This window comes from Streptomyces sp. NPDC091416 (genome assembly GCF_044756845.1).
Lineage (GTDB): Bacteria > Actinomycetota > Actinomycetes > Streptomycetales > Streptomycetaceae > Streptomyces.
Map to the genome: position 1 here is coordinate 114,385 of NZ_JBIVTU010000015.1, position 16,730 is coordinate 131,114.

Annotated in this window: 16 protein-coding genes; 8 read left to right on the forward strand and 8 right to left on the reverse strand. The window is 69.9% G+C overall.

The window, feature by feature from the left end; genetic code table 11:
- Position 1: 1 nt before the first annotated feature.
- The 5 genes from mmsA to ACIQMX_RS34560 form a co-directional block, all read right to left on the reverse strand.
- A complete protein-coding gene (mmsA, locus tag ACIQMX_RS34540) occupies positions 2 to 1,573 on the reverse strand; it encodes a multiple monosaccharide ABC transporter ATP-binding protein (RefSeq protein ID WP_363070083.1) in 1,572 nt (523 codons plus the stop codon).
- Positions 1,570 to 2,703: a multiple monosaccharide ABC transporter substrate-binding protein gene (gene chvE, locus ACIQMX_RS34545; protein ID WP_363070085.1), complete on the reverse strand. Its 1,134-nt coding sequence runs from the start codon at positions 2,701 to 2,703 to the stop codon at positions 1,570 to 1,572. Before chvE ends, mmsA begins: the two co-directional genes overlap by 4 nt.
- 380 nt (positions 2,704 to 3,083) lie before the next feature.
- On the reverse strand, positions 3,084 to 3,353 hold the full coding sequence (locus ACIQMX_RS34550; RefSeq protein ID WP_219568734.1) for a hypothetical protein: 270 nt from the start codon (positions 3,351 to 3,353) through the stop codon (positions 3,084 to 3,086).
- Between the two features lie 190 nt (positions 3,354 to 3,543).
- Entirely contained in the window at positions 3,544 to 3,942 is a 399-nt protein-coding gene (locus tag ACIQMX_RS34555; RefSeq protein ID WP_363070261.1) for a MarR family transcriptional regulator, read from the reverse strand.
- A 167-nt stretch (positions 3,943 to 4,109) separates the two neighbouring features.
- Positions 4,110 to 4,661, reverse strand: coding sequence for a GH25 family lysozyme (locus tag ACIQMX_RS34560; protein WP_363070263.1), 552 nt, complete (start codon positions 4,659 to 4,661; stop codon positions 4,110 to 4,112).
- A gap of 107 nt (positions 4,662 to 4,768) precedes the next feature.
- Between ACIQMX_RS34560 and ACIQMX_RS34565 the strand changes: the two genes are divergently transcribed.
- Positions 4,769 to 5,527 (forward strand): NAD(P)-binding domain-containing protein, encoded by a 759-nt coding sequence (locus ACIQMX_RS34565; RefSeq protein ID WP_363070087.1) that lies wholly within the window; start codon positions 4,769 to 4,771, stop codon positions 5,525 to 5,527.
- A 202-nt stretch (positions 5,528 to 5,729) separates the two neighbouring features.
- Here the strand turns inward: ACIQMX_RS34565 and ACIQMX_RS34570 are convergent, their stop codons facing one another.
- A complete protein-coding gene (locus tag ACIQMX_RS34570) occupies positions 5,730 to 6,602 on the reverse strand; it encodes an oxidoreductase (RefSeq protein WP_363070089.1) in 873 nt (290 codons plus the stop codon).
- Between the two features lie 115 nt (positions 6,603 to 6,717).
- On the opposite strand from ACIQMX_RS34570, the gene ACIQMX_RS34575 reads away from it, so the two are divergent.
- Positions 6,718 to 7,605, forward strand: coding sequence for a LysR family transcriptional regulator (locus ACIQMX_RS34575; RefSeq protein ID WP_363070091.1), 888 nt, complete (start codon positions 6,718 to 6,720; stop codon positions 7,603 to 7,605).
- Between the two features lie 112 nt (positions 7,606 to 7,717).
- Here ACIQMX_RS34575 and ACIQMX_RS34580 read toward each other — a convergent pair whose 3' ends face one another.
- Positions 7,718 to 9,088 (reverse strand): radical SAM protein, encoded by a 1,371-nt coding sequence (locus tag ACIQMX_RS34580; protein ID WP_363070093.1) that lies wholly within the window; start codon positions 9,086 to 9,088, stop codon positions 7,718 to 7,720.
- Between the two features lie 224 nt (positions 9,089 to 9,312).
- Between ACIQMX_RS34580 and ACIQMX_RS34585 the strand changes: the two genes are divergently transcribed.
- On the forward strand, positions 9,313 to 9,849 hold the full coding sequence (locus ACIQMX_RS34585) for an SRPBCC family protein (RefSeq protein ID WP_402484070.1): 537 nt from the start codon (positions 9,313 to 9,315) through the stop codon (positions 9,847 to 9,849).
- Between the two features lie 15 nt (positions 9,850 to 9,864).
- Here the strand turns inward: ACIQMX_RS34585 and ACIQMX_RS34590 are convergent, their stop codons facing one another.
- The gene (locus tag ACIQMX_RS34590; RefSeq protein WP_402484072.1) at positions 9,865 to 10,710 is read right to left on the reverse strand and encodes a pentapeptide repeat-containing protein; all 846 of its coding nucleotides are present in this window, start codon (positions 10,708 to 10,710) and stop codon (positions 9,865 to 9,867) included.
- Between the two features lie 173 nt (positions 10,711 to 10,883).
- Between ACIQMX_RS34590 and ACIQMX_RS34595 the strand changes: the two genes are divergently transcribed.
- From ACIQMX_RS34595 to ACIQMX_RS34615, 5 genes are all read left to right on the forward strand, one after another.
- On the forward strand, positions 10,884 to 12,254 hold the full coding sequence (locus ACIQMX_RS34595; RefSeq protein ID WP_363070265.1) for an FAD-linked oxidase C-terminal domain-containing protein: 1,371 nt from the start codon (positions 10,884 to 10,886) through the stop codon (positions 12,252 to 12,254).
- 112 nt (positions 12,255 to 12,366) lie between these two features.
- Positions 12,367 to 12,864 (forward strand): hypothetical protein, encoded by a 498-nt coding sequence (locus ACIQMX_RS34600; RefSeq protein WP_402484074.1) that lies wholly within the window; start codon positions 12,367 to 12,369, stop codon positions 12,862 to 12,864.
- A gap of 97 nt (positions 12,865 to 12,961) precedes the next feature.
- Complete coding sequence (locus tag ACIQMX_RS34605) at positions 12,962 to 13,189, forward strand: hypothetical protein (RefSeq protein ID WP_363070101.1); 228 nt, start codon at positions 12,962 to 12,964, stop codon at positions 13,187 to 13,189.
- A 261-nt stretch (positions 13,190 to 13,450) separates the two neighbouring features.
- Positions 13,451 to 14,617 (forward strand): L-rhamnose isomerase, encoded by a 1,167-nt coding sequence (rhaI, locus tag ACIQMX_RS34610; RefSeq protein ID WP_402484076.1) that lies wholly within the window; start codon positions 13,451 to 13,453, stop codon positions 14,615 to 14,617.
- Between the two features lie 63 nt (positions 14,618 to 14,680).
- Complete coding sequence (locus ACIQMX_RS34615; protein ID WP_363070105.1) at positions 14,681 to 16,726, forward strand: bifunctional aldolase/short-chain dehydrogenase; 2,046 nt, start codon at positions 14,681 to 14,683, stop codon at positions 16,724 to 16,726.
- Positions 16,727 to 16,730: the final 4 nt, after the last annotated feature.

A 16,730-nucleotide genomic window follows, 5' to 3' on the forward strand; every position in this document is an offset into this window, starting at 1 on the left:
GCTACCTCTTGTCGCTGGTCATGTGGCGCATGAGGACCTCCTGGGTGGCCTGCGCGCGCGGGACTTCGCCGGTGAGCCGGCCGGCGGCCATCGTGTAGATGCGGTCGCACATGCCGAGCAGCTCGGGCAGTTCGGAGGAGATGAGCACCACGGCCTTGCCCTGGGCGGCCAGCCGGTCGATGACGGAGTAGATCTCGTACTTCGCGCCGACGTCGATCCCGCGGGTGGGCTCGTCGAGGATGAGGACGTCGGGGCCGGCGAAGATCCATTTGCCGAGGACGACCTTCTGCTGGTTTCCGCCGGACAGGCGGCCCACCTGTTCGAAGACCGTGGGGGTCTTGATGTTCATGGAGGTGCGGTACGACTCGGCGACGCGGGTCTCCTCGTGCTCGTCGACGATCCCGCGCCGCGACACCTTGTCCAGGGCGCCGAGGCTGATGTTGCGGCCGATGGTGTCGATGAGGTTGAGGCCGTACTGCTTGCGGTCCTCGGTGACGTAGGCGATCTTGTGGCGGACCGCTTCGGAGACGGTGCGGGTGCGGATCTCCTTGCCGTCCTTGAGGACCGTGCCGCTGATGTTGCGGCCGTAGCTGCGGCCGAAGACGCTCATGGCGAGTTCGGTGCGGCCCGCGCCCATCAACCCGGCGATGCCGACGATCTCGCCGCGACGGGCCAGGACGGAGACGCGGTCGACGACTTTGCGGTGCTGGTCGATCGGGTGGTGGACCGTCCAGTCGCGGACCTCCAGAGCGGGATGCGCACCCGGATCGCCTTCGTAGGGGGTGCGTTCGGGGAAGCGGTGGTCGAGGTCGCGCCCGACCATGCCGCGGATGATGCGGTCCTCGGTGGTCGATCCGGAGAGCACGTCGAGTGTTTCCACCGTCCGGCCGTCGCGCAGGACGGTGACGGAGTCGGCTACCTCGGTGATCTCGCCGAGCTTGTGCGAGATGATGATCGACGAAATGCCCTGGCCCTTCAGCTCCTTGATGAGCGTGAGGAGTTTGGCGCTGTCCTCGTCGTTGAGGGCGGCGGTCGGCTCGTCGAGGATCAGCAGCTCGACCTTCTTGGAGAGCGCCTTGGCGATCTCGACGAGCTGCTGCTTGCCGACGCCGATGTCCGCGACCCTGGTCTGCGGGTGCTCCCGCAGACCGACCCGGTCCAGCAGGACGGCCGCGTGGCGCAGGGTCTCGTTCCAGCTGATGAAGCCGCGCGTGGCGTGTTCGTTGCCGAGGAAGATGTTCTCGGCGATGGAGAGGTACGGCACCAGGGCGAGCTCCTGGTGGATGATCACGATGCCGCGTGCCTCGCTGGCCCGGATGTCCTTGAAGGCGCAGCTCTCTCCCCGGAACCGGATCTCGCCCTCGTAACTGCCGTGCGGGTGGACTCCGCTGAGGACCTTCATCAGGGTCGACTTTCCGGCGCCGTTCTCCCCGCAGATGGCGTGGACCTCACCCTGGGCCACGGTCAGGGAGACGTCGGAGAGCGCTTTGACACCGGGGAACGTCTTGACGATGGACCGCATCTCAAGAACGGGTACGGCGGCGGCCGACGGGCCGGCCGTCGGGTTCTTCATCGGAGGTCGCTCTCCTTGATGTAGCCGGAATCGACCAGCTCGGCACGGTAGTTGGTCTTGTCGACGCTCACCGGGTCGAGCAGGAACGAGGGGACGACCTTCTTCTCGTTGTCGTACGTCGTGGTGTCGTTGACCTCGGGCTTCTTGTCGTTCAGTACGGCGTCGGCCATCTGGACGGCCTGCTTGGCGAGGGCCCTGGTGTCCTTGTAGACGGTCTGCGTCTGCTGCCCGGCGATGATCGACTTCACCGAGGCCACCTCGGCGTCCTGGCCGGTGACGACGGGGTAGGGCTTGGATCCGGTGCCGTACCCGTCCGATTTCAGGGCCGAGATGATGCCGATCGAGATGCCGTCGTACGGGGACAGCACCGCGTCGACCCGGTCCGAGGAGTAGGCACTGGTCAGAAGGTCGTCCATGCGCTTCTGGGCGGTGCCGCCGTCCCAGCGGAGCGTGGTGATCTGGTCCAGTTTCGTCTGCTTGCTGCGGACGACGAGCTGCTTCTTGTCGATGTACGGCTTGAGCGCCTTCCAGGCGCCCTGGAAGAAGTAGCGCGTGTTGTTGTCGTCGGGGGATCCGGCGAACAGCTCGATGTTGAACGGCCCCTTCTCGGTGCCGGACTTGAGCCCGAGCTTGTCGAGGACGTAGCCGGCCTGGAGCTCGCCGACCTTCTCGTTGTCGAAGGAGGCGTAGTAGTCGACGTCGGGGCTGCCGAGGATGAGCCGGTCGTACGAGATGACCCTGATGCCCTGCTCCCCCGCCTGATGCAGCACATCGCTGAGGGCACGGCCGTCGATGGCGGCGATCACGAGGACGTCCACGCCTTTGGTGATCATGTTCTCGACCTGGGAGACCTGCTGGTCGACGTCGTCCTCGCCGTACTGCAGATCGGTCTTGTAGCCGAGCTTCTTGAACTCGGCGGCCATGTTCCTGCCGTCGGCTATCCAGCGTTCCGACGACTTGGTCGGCATCGCGATCCCGATCGTCGAGCCCTTGCCGCCGGTCTTCTTGTCCTTGCTTCCGCCTTCGCTGCTCTGTCCGCAGGCGGCGAGGGTCACGGAGAGGGCCAGGGCGGTGAGGACCGTTGCGGTCCGGGCGACGCGCGGGGCGGACGCGGTACGTGAGGTGCGCATGGTCGGTCCTCCGGGGGTGCGAGGGGGCGGCTGGGCGGGCCGCGCCAACCTCATCGACGGTTCGATATTTCGGACATGGTTCGGCGTGCGCGACGGCCGGAGGCACTCGAAGACCCGCCATCCGGGGCACACCCCGTGCAGGGCAGGGCAGGGCAGTTGAGCTGACCGTCGTTCGAAATCTCGTCATGCGTTCGAAATGTGGGCGTGACGGTAGTGAGGGAGCGGGGAAACTGTCAATGGGTCACACACGCACCGTCGCGGCAACCGGCGCCGGTAGCAGGCAGTTTCGGCCGCGAGCGCCGCGAGAGCCGCGACCGCCGCGTTCCGCGGAGACGGGGCTCCCCGGCACGACCCGGTCGACCCGTCGCGCGCAGCTCCTCTCAGCCGGCCTGACCGATGGCACTGCGGAGCATCGCCACGGTGGTCGCCGCCGCGGCGCGCTCCGCCTCGTCGCCCGTGGCCCGCACCCGCTCCTCCAGCAGTACGACGGCGGCCTGGAGTACACCCACCCGTACCGGAACGCTCTGCATGGCCGTGAGCACGGCCGCCGCCTGCTCGGCAGGTGTCGCGGTCGCGGCCTGCGGAATGAGAGTGGAGATTCCGCGCCCGAGTGCACGGTCACGAGGCGGCTGAGCCGCGGCAGTGGTCACCGAGGAAGTCTGCCGTACCCGGGGCGCGGAATGGGTCAGCGACGTGAGCGCTGTGTCCCGGCGCCATCCCGGAGGCGCCCATGAGCAAGGGTCGGGCGCCACCCCGAAGATGACCGTGCGCCCGTGAGCACGTGAGCACGCGTCAGGCGTTCAGGCGTTCAGGCGTTCAGGCGTTCAGGCGTTCAGGCGTTCAGGCGCCACCCTGGAGATGTCCGTGGACGCGCGTCAACAGGGCCGTCAGCCGGGCGCGTTCACGCGCGTTCAACGGTGCCAGGACGTCGTCCTGCACAGCCGTCGCGTCAGCCTGCAGGCGGTCGTACAGCGCACGGCCCGCCGGGCTGACGGTGACGGTCACGCGCCGCCGGTCGGTCATGTCGCGCGACCGGTCCAGCAGCCCCGCCCCGCCCAGCTCGTCGATGATCTTCACCATGTCGCCGCGGTCGATCGCCAGCCGCACCGCCAGTTCCCGTTGCACATGAGGGCCGAAATCAACCAGCGCGGCGAGGACCGCCATGTGCCGGAGCCGCAGACCTCGGTCGGCCAGCCGCTCGGCGAGGCGGTTCCGCGCGGTCTTGCCCGTCCTGGACATGAGGTAGGTCGTGAGTCCCAGGAGACTGGGCGGGGTCTCGTTCTCGTTCACCCGCATATCGTAGGTGCATACCCATAGCGGGTATGCACCTACGACGGCGTCCGGGCAGCACCGCTCCGACGAGCGCACCTCGGCGCCTCCCGCTCCCCCGCCCCACGGTCCGGTCGCTACCCCCGGGCCCAGCTGCGCATGGCCGCCTTGGAGGAGAAGTCGGCCACGTCCTTGTCGAGCGGCTCATCGGTGTACTGGTGGATGCGCCAGGACGCCTTGATGCGTGGCTTGCCGGCGGTCACGTAGTCGGCGACCCAGAGACCGTCCCCGGCGTACGACGTCGTGTCGTGATTCAGCCAGAAGTAGCGGTTGCAATAGAGCAGGACCCTGTGATCCGGACGCCTCCGTTTGACCTCGCGGATGAAGCGGTCCTTCTCGGCGTTGCTCGCGTGGGTGCCCTCGCCGTTCTGCTCCCAGTCGACGGCCAGGAGCTCGCCCGCCTTTTCCGGTGCCTTGCTCAGGAAATATTCCGCCTGAGCCGTGATATTCCCCGGCCACAGGAAGTGGTAGAACCCGACCACGCATTCCGCGTCCCGGGCTCGCTTGGCCTGTGCCGCCAGACGCGGATTTATGTACGAACGACCCTCGGTGGCCTTGATGAAGACAAAGTCCAGCCCGTCCGTTTCGAACGACGGCTGATAGGCACTGACGTCGACACCGTGCAGCATGGGTACCGCCTCACACATGGTCCGGTCATTCCGTTTCCCTCTCTGATACGTGCCCGCAGCAGACGGCTCCCATCCGTCCGAAGGGCCGGAAGAATCAGTGCGCCGGCGTGTGGAATAGCTCCGGACCGACCGGGGTTGGTGAACCGGCGAGAGCTGTTTCACGTCACGCACGCACCCACGCACACACCAGCGGAAGGTCGGATCCCATGAAGATCGGCATTATTGGCGCAGGGAATATCGGCGGCAACCTCACCCGGCGCCTCACCGCGCTCGGCCATGACGTGTCCGTCGCCAACTCACGCGGCCCGCAGACACTGGCCGCCCTGGCCGAGGAGACCGGTGCGACCGCCGTCACCGCCGCCGAGGCGGCGAAGGACGCCCAGGTCGTGGTCGTCACCGTTCCGCTCAAGGCCGTCCCGGCCCTGCCCGCGGGTTTCCTCGACGGCGCTGCGGAGGGCGTCGTGGTCATCGACACGGGTAATTACTACCCGCGCGAGCGCGACGGCCGGATCGCGGCGATCGAGGACGGCCTGCCGGAGAGCCGGTGGACGCAGGAACGGATCGGCCACCCCGTCGTCAAGGCCTTCAACGGGACCTACGCGCAGGACATCCTCTCGAACGGCCGCCCCGGCGGCAGCGCCGGCCGTCAGGCGCTGCCCGTGGCCGGGGACGACGCCGCGGCGAAGCGGACCGTCCGCGACCTGATCGACGAGCTGGGTTTCGACACGGTGGACGCGGGCGGCATCGACGAGTCATGGCGCCAGCAGCCGGGCACGCCGGTGTACGGCCACCGGGGTGATGTCGCCGCGATCGAGAGGGCCCTGGCTTCGGCAACCGCCGAGCGGACCGCCGAGTGGCGGGCCTGAGGTCCCGTCCGGCCGGGACGGCCGGGGGTGCGTGCCCGGGGTCCCGGACTCGCACTCGCACCCCTCGCACAGCAACGGTCCGTACGGGGCGCGCATCCTCCCGGCAGCAGTCCGTACAGGGCGCGCATCCCCCCGGCAGCAGTCCGTGCGGGGCGCGCACGTGCCGGCAGCAGTCCGTACGGGGCGCGCATGTGCCGGGGCCTCAGTCGTCGTAGCCGGTACTGCGGCTGACCTTCTCCCAGGCCAGCACTTCGGTACGGGAGGCGTCGAGGCTCGCGAGCACCGCGTCGGTCGCGTCGTTGCCGAGCGGCAGCCTGAGCGGGGTGTCTGGGGACGCCAGCGCCGTCAGGATGGCGTCCGCGGCCTTGTCCGGGTCGCCCTCCTGCTTGCCGTCGGAATCAGGGAGGTCGTTGCGGACCGGGCCCACCGTCTCCTCGTACGCGGCGAGCGCAGCGGACTGGCGCAGCGCGCCGCCCCCGGCGAAGCCCGTGCGGAACGATCCGGGCTCGACGATCAGCACCTTGATGCCGTGCGGTGCCACCTCCGCAGCCAGCGCCTCGGACAGGCCTTCCAGTGCGAACTTGGTCGCCGAGTAGGCGCCGACGCCGGGGAAGGTGAACCGGCCGCCCATACTGCTCATCTGGACGACGGCGCCGGATCCATGGCGCCGCATGTGCGGGAGCACGGCACGCACCAGCGCGGCCGGTCCGAAGAAGTGCAGGTCCATGAGATCGCGCAGTTCGCGGTCGCTCGTCTCCTCCACGGCGCCGACGAGCCCCATGCCCGCATTGTTGACCACCACATCGATCCGGCCGTACCAGAGCACCGTGTCCGCAACCACGGCCGCGATGCGCGCCGTGTCGGTGACGTCCAGTTGCACCGCCACCGCCCGGTCGGGGTGGGCGGCCACCAGATCTTCGAGAGCCTCCGGCCTGCGGGCCGTGGCGACGACGGTGTCCCCGGCGGCGAGGGCGGCCGTGGCGATGGCGCGGCCGAAACCGGACGAGGCCCCGGTGATGAGCCAGACCCTGCCGGGGGCGTTGCTGCGGGCCGTTGCTGAGTGTTCGGCGTTCATGTCCAACTCCGTTTTTCCCTAGTGGTGTTGCGTTGATTCAGTTATGCCAGCTCGCTTCCCGGGCGGTCCAGGACAAAGATCCACCGGACCGATAAACGGGCCTTATGATCGCTGGATGGAGCTCCGTCAGCTGCACTACCTCACCGTGATCGCCGAGGAGGAGAACCTCGGGCGGGCGGCCAGGCGGCTGTTCGTCAGCCAGCCGGCCCTCTCGTACGCGCTCAAGGGCCTCGAGTCAGAACTCGGGGTGCGACTCTTCGACCGTCACTCCGGTGGCGTCTCGGCAACCGCCGCGGGGCGTGACGTGATCGCCGAGGCCCTGCTCACGGTGCGCCAGTCGGAACGGGTGACGGCGGCGGCGCAGCGGCACGCGCGGGGCGAGACGGGGGTGCTGCGCGTGGGCTTCGAGGCGAGCGGCGCCGGCGAACTGACCACGCGGGCACGGGCGGAGTTCTCCCGGCGGCACCCGGGCGTGCGGGTGGCGCCGAAGCGCTACGACTGGGGGCAGGAGGCCGACGCGCTGCGGGACGGCCTGACGGATGTGGCCTTCGTCTGGCTGCCCAACGATCTCACCGGGCTGCACAGCGAGTTGGTGCACACGGAGCCGCGCGTGGTGGGACTGCCCTCGGGACACGCGCTGGCGTCCCGGTCCGGTGTGTCGGTCCTGGAGGTCGGGGAGGAGCCGCTGCTGTGGACGGAGCGGGCGCCGCGGGAGTGGGTGGACTGGTGGGCCGTCAACCCGCGCCCGGACGGATCGAGTCCACGCTGGGGGCCGACGAACGACAACGTCGAGGAGATGCTGGAGCAGGTGGCGGAGGGCGCCGCCATCTGTTTCGCTCCACTGAGCATGGCGCGTTACTACGCGCGGCCGGACCTCGTCTGGGTCCCGTTGACGGATGTGGAGCCGCTGCGCGTCGTGCTGGCCTGGGCGAAGGAGACCGACAACGCGCTGGTCCGGGGGTTCGCCGGCGTGGTGCGGGAGCTCTCCGCGTCGCAGCCGTAGCACCGTACGAGGAGCGACCGGCGTGCCGTGCCCCGGACGGACATCCTGCCGAGAGCAGGATGTCCGTCGCTACTGACTTCCGGTCAGTGCGGCAGCGACGGGAGCGGGGCCGCTACGAGGCGGCATCCGCGCCGCTACGGTCCCCCTCCTCGCGGGCCGGCAGGCTGTCCATGAAGGAACTGACGGAGAACACCGCGCGCCCGGGGCCGGGCGGCCCGTAGCCGGGAGGCGAGCTGAGTCCGTACTCCTCCATCGTCGCCCGGTAGGCCTCCAGCAACCGGATGTGGTACTCCAGCGGCGCGCCGTCCGGGTTCGTCCTGCCGAGCGGTGTCGTCGGTTCGGGGCACCAGGTGGTGAAGCGCGGGGTGATGCCGTGCGACATGAAGAACCGCAGTCCCTCGGTGGTGGAGTCGATCGCCTCCTTCACCGTGGTGAATCCGAACGGCTCGGCCATCTCCACGCCTGCGACGAAGTTGGGGATGACATTGCGGGCACCGAAGACGTCGGCGGAGTCCAGGATGCGGCGGTGCCACTCGTCGCGGCCGACGTAGCGCTCCTTGCCTGGGCAGTGGAGCTCGAACAGCCTGCGGTCCCACACCTCGTAGTTGGGGTGGTAGATCTGCACGCCGTAGTCGCGGAAGCGCTGGACGTCGGCCTTGGGCAGGGCCTGGGCGACGACCTTGCCGATCCAGCGGCCGGGGAACCGTTCCTCGATGGCCTTGGCGTACTGGCCGTAGAAGTCGGCCTCGTCCCGTCCGCCGATGTGGGTGGTGATGGCGCCGCCGGTGAGGGTGTAGGCGGTGGAGGTCTTCGCCGTGTCGTACCGGTCGATGATGGCCAACGCCTCCAGGACCTCCTCGACGGGCTTCACTCCGGTGTAGGGGCGGCCCGCGGCCTTGTGCTGGCGCCAGTTGTGGTTGATGTCGCAGTACTGGCACTCCTCCTTCGCGCCGAAGTACTGGCAGACGCGGAAGACCGTGAGGTAGACCAGGTAGCCCCACTGGATGGTGGGCGCGACCTCCATGACCGACTTTCCGTTGCCGAGGGCGTGTCGGTAGTAGTCCGGCATGGGAGGCAGACCCACGTCGGAGATCCGCCGGCCGTCGAGGTACAGCCCGAGCACTCCGTCGGCGTCGGAGGCCACCCGGTACGGGGACGCGGGATTGACGCGCACGGAGACGACCGTACGCCGCAGCTCGTACGGACCGCCGGTGAGCACGATCTCCTCGGGCGGGCGGCGCAGCGCGGCGGCGCCGAGTTCGGGAAGGGTGCCGTGATCGAACGAGAAGATGAAGTACGACTTCGGCTTGATGTCACCGCCCTCGTTGTCACTGAGCGCGGACTCGTCGAAGGCCACACCGCCGCGCAGCAGATCCTCCTTGATGACGGCCTCCCGCGGCACGTGCGGGAACTGCTCCATCAGCCGCTCGATCAGGCGGGTGCGGCTCGTGTCGGTACTGCCGGGGTCGGTTCGGCTGGGCATGTGCGGGCTCCTGGGTCCGGTCGTGGAGGGTGTTCCGGTTACGCCGTCCTGTCCAACGAACCAGGGACGCGAAGCGTTCGCGCTCCCGGCCGCCGGAACGGCCCGAACCCGGCACCCGCCCCTATGTGACCGGTGAGTAGGGTGTGGTGCCCGGGAGCCCGTCGGCCGTGCGGCCGTTCCGACGCCCCGGGGTTGCCGCAGTCGGCCGCGGATCGGAAGTGCTCATGCCCCGCACCATGTCCGTGTCGGACAGCATCGTGGTTCTCGCCGAACCCTCGCTCGTGTACGCGCATGTGAGCGACCCCACGGAGATGGGGCGCTGGAGTCCGGAGAACCGGGGCGCGAGGGTGCTCGGACAGCCTCGGGGCGCGTACGTCGGAATGGTCTTCGAGGGTCGCAACAAGCGCGGGGCCATGCGCTGGACGACCAGGTGCACGGTGACGGCGGCCGACCCGGGTGAACGGTTCGCCTTCCGTGTCCACGCCCTCGGGGCGAAGCGGCCCCGGCTGCCGGCGGCGATCGCCACCTGGGAGTACCGCTTCGAGGCCGTGGACGGCGGCACCAGGGTCACCGAGACCTGGACGGACGACCGGCGCTCCTGGCCGGACTTCGTGGCCAACGCCTTCGACCGGGCGGCCACCCGGGGGCACGCGTTCGCCGAGTTCCAGCGCGGAAACATCCGGACCACGCTCCAGCGCCTCAAGGCGGTGCTCGAGTCGTCACCGGAGTCCTCACCGGCCGACGAGGCCCCACAGGTATGACGAGGTGGCGTGCCGTCACCTGTCCCAGTGAGCCGGGCGGCTGAGCGAGAGGGGCAGCCGGGTGGCGCCGTTGCCCTTGGCCGCGTTGAGCTGGGACTGCGTGAGGAAGAGCGCCCCGGTCAGGTCGGCGCCGGACAGGTCCGCGTCCCGGAAGTCCGCGCCGATCAGATCGGCCAGCCGCAGGTCGGCGCCGGTGAGGTCCGCCGCGATGAGGTAGGCACCGCGGAGGTCGGCGCCCCGCAGATCCGCCCCCCGGAGGCGGGCCGCGATCAGGTCCGCACCCCGGTGGCTGCGCTTCTTCTTCCGGGGGGCGGTGGCGCGCACGAGTTCGCTGGTGCGGCCGAGCAGGGCGGCGACACCGTCGCGGTGCGCGGCCACGTCCAGGTCCGTGAGGGCATCCGCGTCGAGGCGGGTGAGGCGCTCGGTCCTCTCCAGGCTGCGCCGGATCTCGCCGTGCAGTGAGCGGGCCGGCGCGAGGGCAGCAGCCTCCGTGAGGTACCAGAGGAGCTCGTGGAGCTGCCGTACGACCGGGAAGACCTGGAACATCTGCTGGGCGCTCTCCGGGGCCGTGCGCCAGTCCCGCCCGCCGAAGGTCTCTCCCGACACCTTCTGGCCCGCGCCGAAGCAGTCGTACACCGTGCAGCCGGCGAAGCCCTCGGTCCGCAGCCGGGTGTGGATGCCGCAGCGGAAGTCTTCCTGGAGGTTGCGGCAGGGCTTGCCCGCGTCCTTGTTGACGGCGAAGTCCGCGGACCGGGTGAGGGTCAGCGCGACGCAGCACAGTCCGAAGCAGTTCGCGCAGTCGGCGCGAAGAGCGGCGCGGTCACCGCCGTCGTTGGCGACGGCTCGGTCGTTGTCGGGCACGGTACGTGGGCCCTTCTGGTGTACGTGGTCATGGCCGTCCGAGCCTACCGAGCTTCGCCGTCGTGCCTTGTGACAAGGTGCCCGGGCGGACGGCGGCCCGGGGCCGCCCGTGGTCCTTCGTCACCGGTGACCATAATGATGGGTCATACATCTTTTGGGAGGTGGCCACCATCGTGGCGAACGCACCGGTCGACAGCATTCCGGCCAAGCGGGTCCTGACCGATCCCGCGGGTCTGACCCGGTACCAGCACGACGAGGCCGAATGGGCCCCGTACGGGACGCCCGTGGCCGTGGTACGCCCGCAGAGCACCGAGGAGGTGCGGGACGTGGTGCGCCATTGCGTCACCCACCGCATCCCGTTGGTTGCGCGCGGCGCGGGTACCGGCCTGTCCGGAGGCGCGAACGCCGTCGACGGGGCGATCGTCCTGTCCTTCGAGGACATGAACCGCATCGTCGACATCGACCGTGCCGAGCGGCTGGCCGTCGTCCAGCCCGGTGTGGTCAACGACGATCTGCGCGCGGCGAGCGCGGAGCACGGGCTGTGGTACCCGCCGGATCCGGCCAGTTCGCCCTGGTCGACCATCGGCGGGAACGTCGCGACCAACGCCGGGGGCATGTGCTGCGTCAAGTACGGCGTGACGCGCGACTACGTGCTGGGGTTGGAGGTCGTCAACGGACTCGGCGAAGTCGTCTCGCTCGGCCGCCGGACCGCCAAGGGTGTGGCGGGGTACGACCTGGCCGGGCTGATGGTGGGTTCCGAGGGCACGCTCGGCGTGATCACGGAGATCACGGTGCGCCTGCGGCCCGCGAGGCTCCAGGAACGGACGGTGGCCGGATACTTCTCGTCCGTCGTCGCCGCCGGTGAGGCCGTGAGTGCCGTGACCGCGTCCGGCGTCATTCCCTCCGCGCTCGAACTCGTCGACCGCCACTGCCTGGCCGCGGTCGACGCCTGGAAGAAGATGGGCCTCTCCGCGGACGCCGACGTGGTGCTGCTCGGCCGCGTCGACACCCCCGGCGCCGAGGGTGACGCCGAGGCCGAACTGGTCCGTGACTGCTTCGAGCGCGCCGGGGCGACCTGGGCCGCGGTCTCCACGGACCAGCAGGAGGCGGACGCGCTCTTCCAGGCCAGGCGACTGGCCTATCCGGCATTGGAGCGGCTGGGTCCGGTGCTGACCGAGGACGTCTGCGTACCCCGGACCGCCGTGCCGGAGATGCTGGCCCGGATCGAACGGACGGCCGCCCGGCACGACGTCCTCATCGCCAACATCGCGCACGCGGGCGACGGCAACCTCCATCCGCTGATCATCACGCCGCCCGGGGACGAAGCCGCGCGGGCCCGCGCCCAGAAGGCCTTCGAGGACATCCTGGACGATGCGATCGCGCTCGGCGGCACGGTGACCGGCGAGCACGGGGTGGGGCTGCTGAAGATGCGCGGCATGAACAAGGAACTGGGCCCGGCGGTGCTCGGCATGCACCACGCGGTCAAGGCGGCACTCGATCCGCACGGCATCCTCAACCCGGGCAAGGTGCTCGGGAGCGTCTGACCCGAGCGCGGTCCTCCGGAGCGTCCCGGGCAAGACGCACGGGAGCATCCGACCCGGTTGTCAGTGGGCCGGCGCACACTGGCACCAGTGCAGCACGGCGAAGGGAAACCGGATGAGCGCCGGGGACGAAGAGACCGGTTTCGAACCGGCCACCGGGGAGGGCCCCTTGCCTCCGGGCCCGGCCGGACGACGGGCCGCTTCGGTGCGGACCGCGTTCGCCGGGATGCTGCAGATCCGGCGCCTGACGAACACCGGCTCCGCCGCCCCGGAGACGGTTCCGGCCGCATGGGAACTGCACCGGACGGTACGGGCCGTTGCGCTGGCCCTGGAGGCATCGGCGCTGGCCGCGTCCGCGGTTGACGCCTCGGGCCGGCGCACGGCGACGGGGTACCGAGTGGCCGCGGGCACCTTGCCCGGCACCGCACGGGTGGAGTGGCTGGGCCCTCCGGGCAGCGGCGCGGCGCACGAGGAGGAGCGCGAGCTGACCCGTTGCGCCACGGCGCTGCGGGAGTTGGGCTGGACAGCCCTGCTCTACCGCGGACCGCGCAACCGCCGGTTCCTGGAGGTCGAACCGCCGACGGGTGCGGCTCGGCCGGACAGCCGGCGGTAACCGCCGGCCGCATGCGCCTCAGCTCTCGCAGAGAGTCGTTGTCAGACCCATGAGAGATGCTTGTGGGTCCGACACCTCTGACCCTGGAGATGCTGAGATGCGCAAGGACGAACTCGCCGCGGCGCAGGCGTATGTCCGTTTACTGGCAGCGACACGGGCGGCGCTCGAAGATCCGGACGACGCCCCGCTGTACATGCCGTCGCTCGCCGCACCGATCGCCGAGGCGGACGGCGCGCTGCGCCGCGCCGGGCTCTCGGGCAACGAGTCGCGGTTCTTCGACCTCGTCCGCTCGCTCCGGCCCAGCACGGCGGGCAGCGGGCACTGACCCTCGGCCCTCACCGCACGGCCCGCACACCACGCACGCCGGCCGGCCAGGCCCGCCCCGGAGATCCGGGGCGGGCCTGGCCCGTCTTCGGCGGGGTCGCCCCGATCCGTGGTGAATTGATTCAATCCCGTTCTACGTTCAAACGAAGACCGCCGGGTCGCTTGACTAGTGACCGGCGCCCTACCTAGCGTACGTTCGGATGAAACGATTCACACGTTCCGGCGATCATGCTCGCCGGGTGACTCTGCTTACGAGGTGTTCATGTCCGATGTGTCGGCCGTCAAGGCAGCCCTGAAGTCCCAGGTGATCGAGACCCCGTCGTGGGGCTACGGCAACTCCGGGACCCGGTTCAAGGTCTTCGCGCAGCCGGGGGTGCCACGGGATCCGTTCGAGAAGATGGAGGACGCGGCGCAGGTCCACGCGTTCACGGGCGTCGCACCGAAGGTGTCGCTGCACATCCCGTGGGACAAGGTGGCCGACTACGCCGCGCTGACCCGCCACGCCGAGGGCCTCGGGCTGCGGATCGGAGCGATCAACTCCAACGTCTTCCAGGACGACGACTTCAAGCTGGGTTCGGTCACCCACCCCGACGCGGCAGTGCGCCGCAAGGCGACCGCACATCTGCTGGAGTGCGTCGACGTCATGGACGAGACCGGCTCCCCCGATCTCAAGCTGTGGTTCTCCGACGGTACGAACTACCCGGGGCAGGATGACATCGTTGCCCGTCAGGACCGGCTGGCCGAGGCACTGACCGCGGTCTACGAGCGGCTCGGCGACGACCAGCGGATGCTGCTCGAGTACAAGCTCTTCGAGCCCGCGTTCTACACGACGGACGTACCCGACTGGGGCACGGCGTACGCGCACTGCCTCAAGCTCGGCCCGAAGGCACAGGTGGTCGTGGACACCGGGCACCACGCCCCGGGCACGAACATCGAGTTCATCGTGGCTCTGCTCCTGCGGGAAGGACGGCTCGGCGCCTTCGACTTCAACTCCCGCTTCTACGCGGACGACGACCTGATGGTCGGGGCGGCCGACCCCTTCCAGCTCTTCCGGATCATGCACGAGGTCGTGAAGAACGGCGGTCTGCGCTCCGAGACCAACGTCAACTTCATGCTCGACCAGTGCCACAACATCGAGGCGAAGATCCCCGCGGTCATCCGGTCGGTCGCCAATGTGCAGGAGGCGACGGCCAAGGCGCTGCTGGTCGACCTGGACGCGCTCGTCGCCGCCCAGACGTCGGGCGACGTACTCGCCTCGAACGCCGTCCTGATGGACGCCTACAACACCGACGTGCGACCGCTGCTGGCCGAGGTCCGGGAGGAACAGGGCCTGGCCGGGGACCCGTTCGCCGCGTACCTCGCCTCCGGCAACCAGGAGCGCATCGCCGCCGCCCGGGTGGGCGGCACCCAGGCCGGCTGGGGCGCCTGACCCCGGCTGCACCGCTGCCCGCTGCCCATCGCCCCTGCTCCGTCCCGTCCCGAAGGAATGCCCATGACGTCCCCGACCCACGCCGAAGTCGCCGCGCTCCTGGAGCGCGCGCACCGGATCGGATCCGACCCACGCAACACCAACTACGCAGGCGGCAACACCTCCGTCAAGGCGGCCGGCGCCGACCCGGTCACCGGAGGTGAGACCGAACTCCTCTGGGTCAAGGGCTCCGGAGGTGACCTCGGCACCCTGAAGGAGGATGGGCTCGCCGTGCTCCGTCTGGACCGGGTCCGCGCCCTCAAGGAGGTGTACCCGGGTGTGGAACGCGAGGACGAGATGGTGGCGGCGTTCGACTACTGCCTGCACGGCAAGGGGGGTGCGGCGCCGTCGATCGACACCGCCATGCACGCCCTGGTCGAGGCCGCGCACGTCGACCATCTGCACCCGGACTCGGGGATCGCCCTGGCGTGCGCGGCCGACGGGGAGAAGCTGACCGCCGAGTGCTTCGGCGACAAGGTCGCCTGGGTGGGCTGGCGGCGGCCGGGCTTCCAGCTCGGGCTGGACATCGCCGCCGTGAAGGAGGCCCATCCGCAGGCGGTCGGAGTCGTCCTGGGCGGTCACGGAATCACCGCCTGGGGCGAGACGTCGGACGCGTGCGAGCAGAACGCCCTGTGGATGATCCGTACGGCGGAGACCTTCCTGGCTGAGCGCGGCCGGCCGGAACCGTTCGGGCCCGTTCTCCCCGGCCGCGAAGCCCTGTCCGCGGACGAGCGCCGGGAGCGGGCGGCAGCACTCGCTCCGGTGATCCGCGGTCTGGCGTCCACCGACCGGCCCCAAGTCGGTCACTTCACGGACGCCGAGCCGGTACTGGACTTCCTGTCCCGCAGCGAGCACCCGCGGCTCGCCGCCCTCGGCACCTCGTGCCCGGACCACTTCCTCCGTACGAAGATCAGCCCTCTGGTGCTCGACCTTCCGGCCGACGCGCCGGTCTCCGAGGCGGTGGAAAGGCTGAAGACGCTGCACGGCGAGTACCGCGAGACGTACCGGGCGTACTACGCGCGGCATGCCGTTCCCGGCTCTCCGGCCATGCGCGGCGCAGATCCCGCGATCGTTCTGGTGCCCGGCGTCGGGATGTTCTCGTTCGGCAAGGACAAGCAGACCGCCCGCGTCGCCGGGGAGTTCTACCTCAACGCCATCAACGTGATGCGTGGCGCGGAGGCGGTCTCCACGTACGCGCCGATCAAGGAGTCCGAGAAGTTCCGGATCGAGTACTGGGAGCTGGAGGAGGCCAAGCTGCGGCGGATGCCGAAGGCGAAGCCGCTGGCCACCCGGGTCGCCCTGGTGACCGGGGCCGGTTCGGGGATCGGGCGCGCCATCGCGCACCGGCTGGTGGCCGAGGGCGCCTGTGTGGTCGTGGCGGACCTGAACGCCGAGAACGCGGCCGCGGTCGCGCAGGACCTGGGCGGCCCTGACCGGGCCGTGGCCGTCACGGTCGATGTCACGAGCGAGGATCAGATCGCGGAGGCGTTCAAGGCCGCGGTGCTCGCGTTCGGCGGTGTGGACCTCGTCGTGAACAACGCGGGGATCTCGATCTCGAAGCCGCTGCTGGAGACGACGGCGCGCGACTGGGACCTGCAGCACGACATCATGGCGCGCGGCTCGTTCCTCGTCGCGCGCGAGGCCGCCCGGGTCATGCAGGCGCAGGGTCTCGGCGGCGACGTCATCTACATCGCTTCCAAGAACGCCGTCTTCGCCGGCCCGAACAACATCGCGTACTCGGCGACCAAGGCCGACCAGGCACATCAGGTACGGCTGCTGGCGGCGGAGCTCGGAGAGCACGGGATCCGCGTCAACGGCATCAACCCGGACGGGGTGGTGCGGGGGTCGGGCATCTTCGCCGCGGGCTGGGGTGCCCAGCGCGCGGCGACGTACGGCATCGAGGAGGAGAAGCTCGGCGAGTTCTACGCACAGCGGACCCTGCTCAAGCGCGAGGTGCTGCCCGAGCACGTCGCCAACGCCGTGTTCGCGCTGACCGGCGGCGACCTCACGCACACCACCGGGCTGCACATTCCGGTGGATGCCGGTGTGGCTGCCGCCTTCCTGCGATGACCTG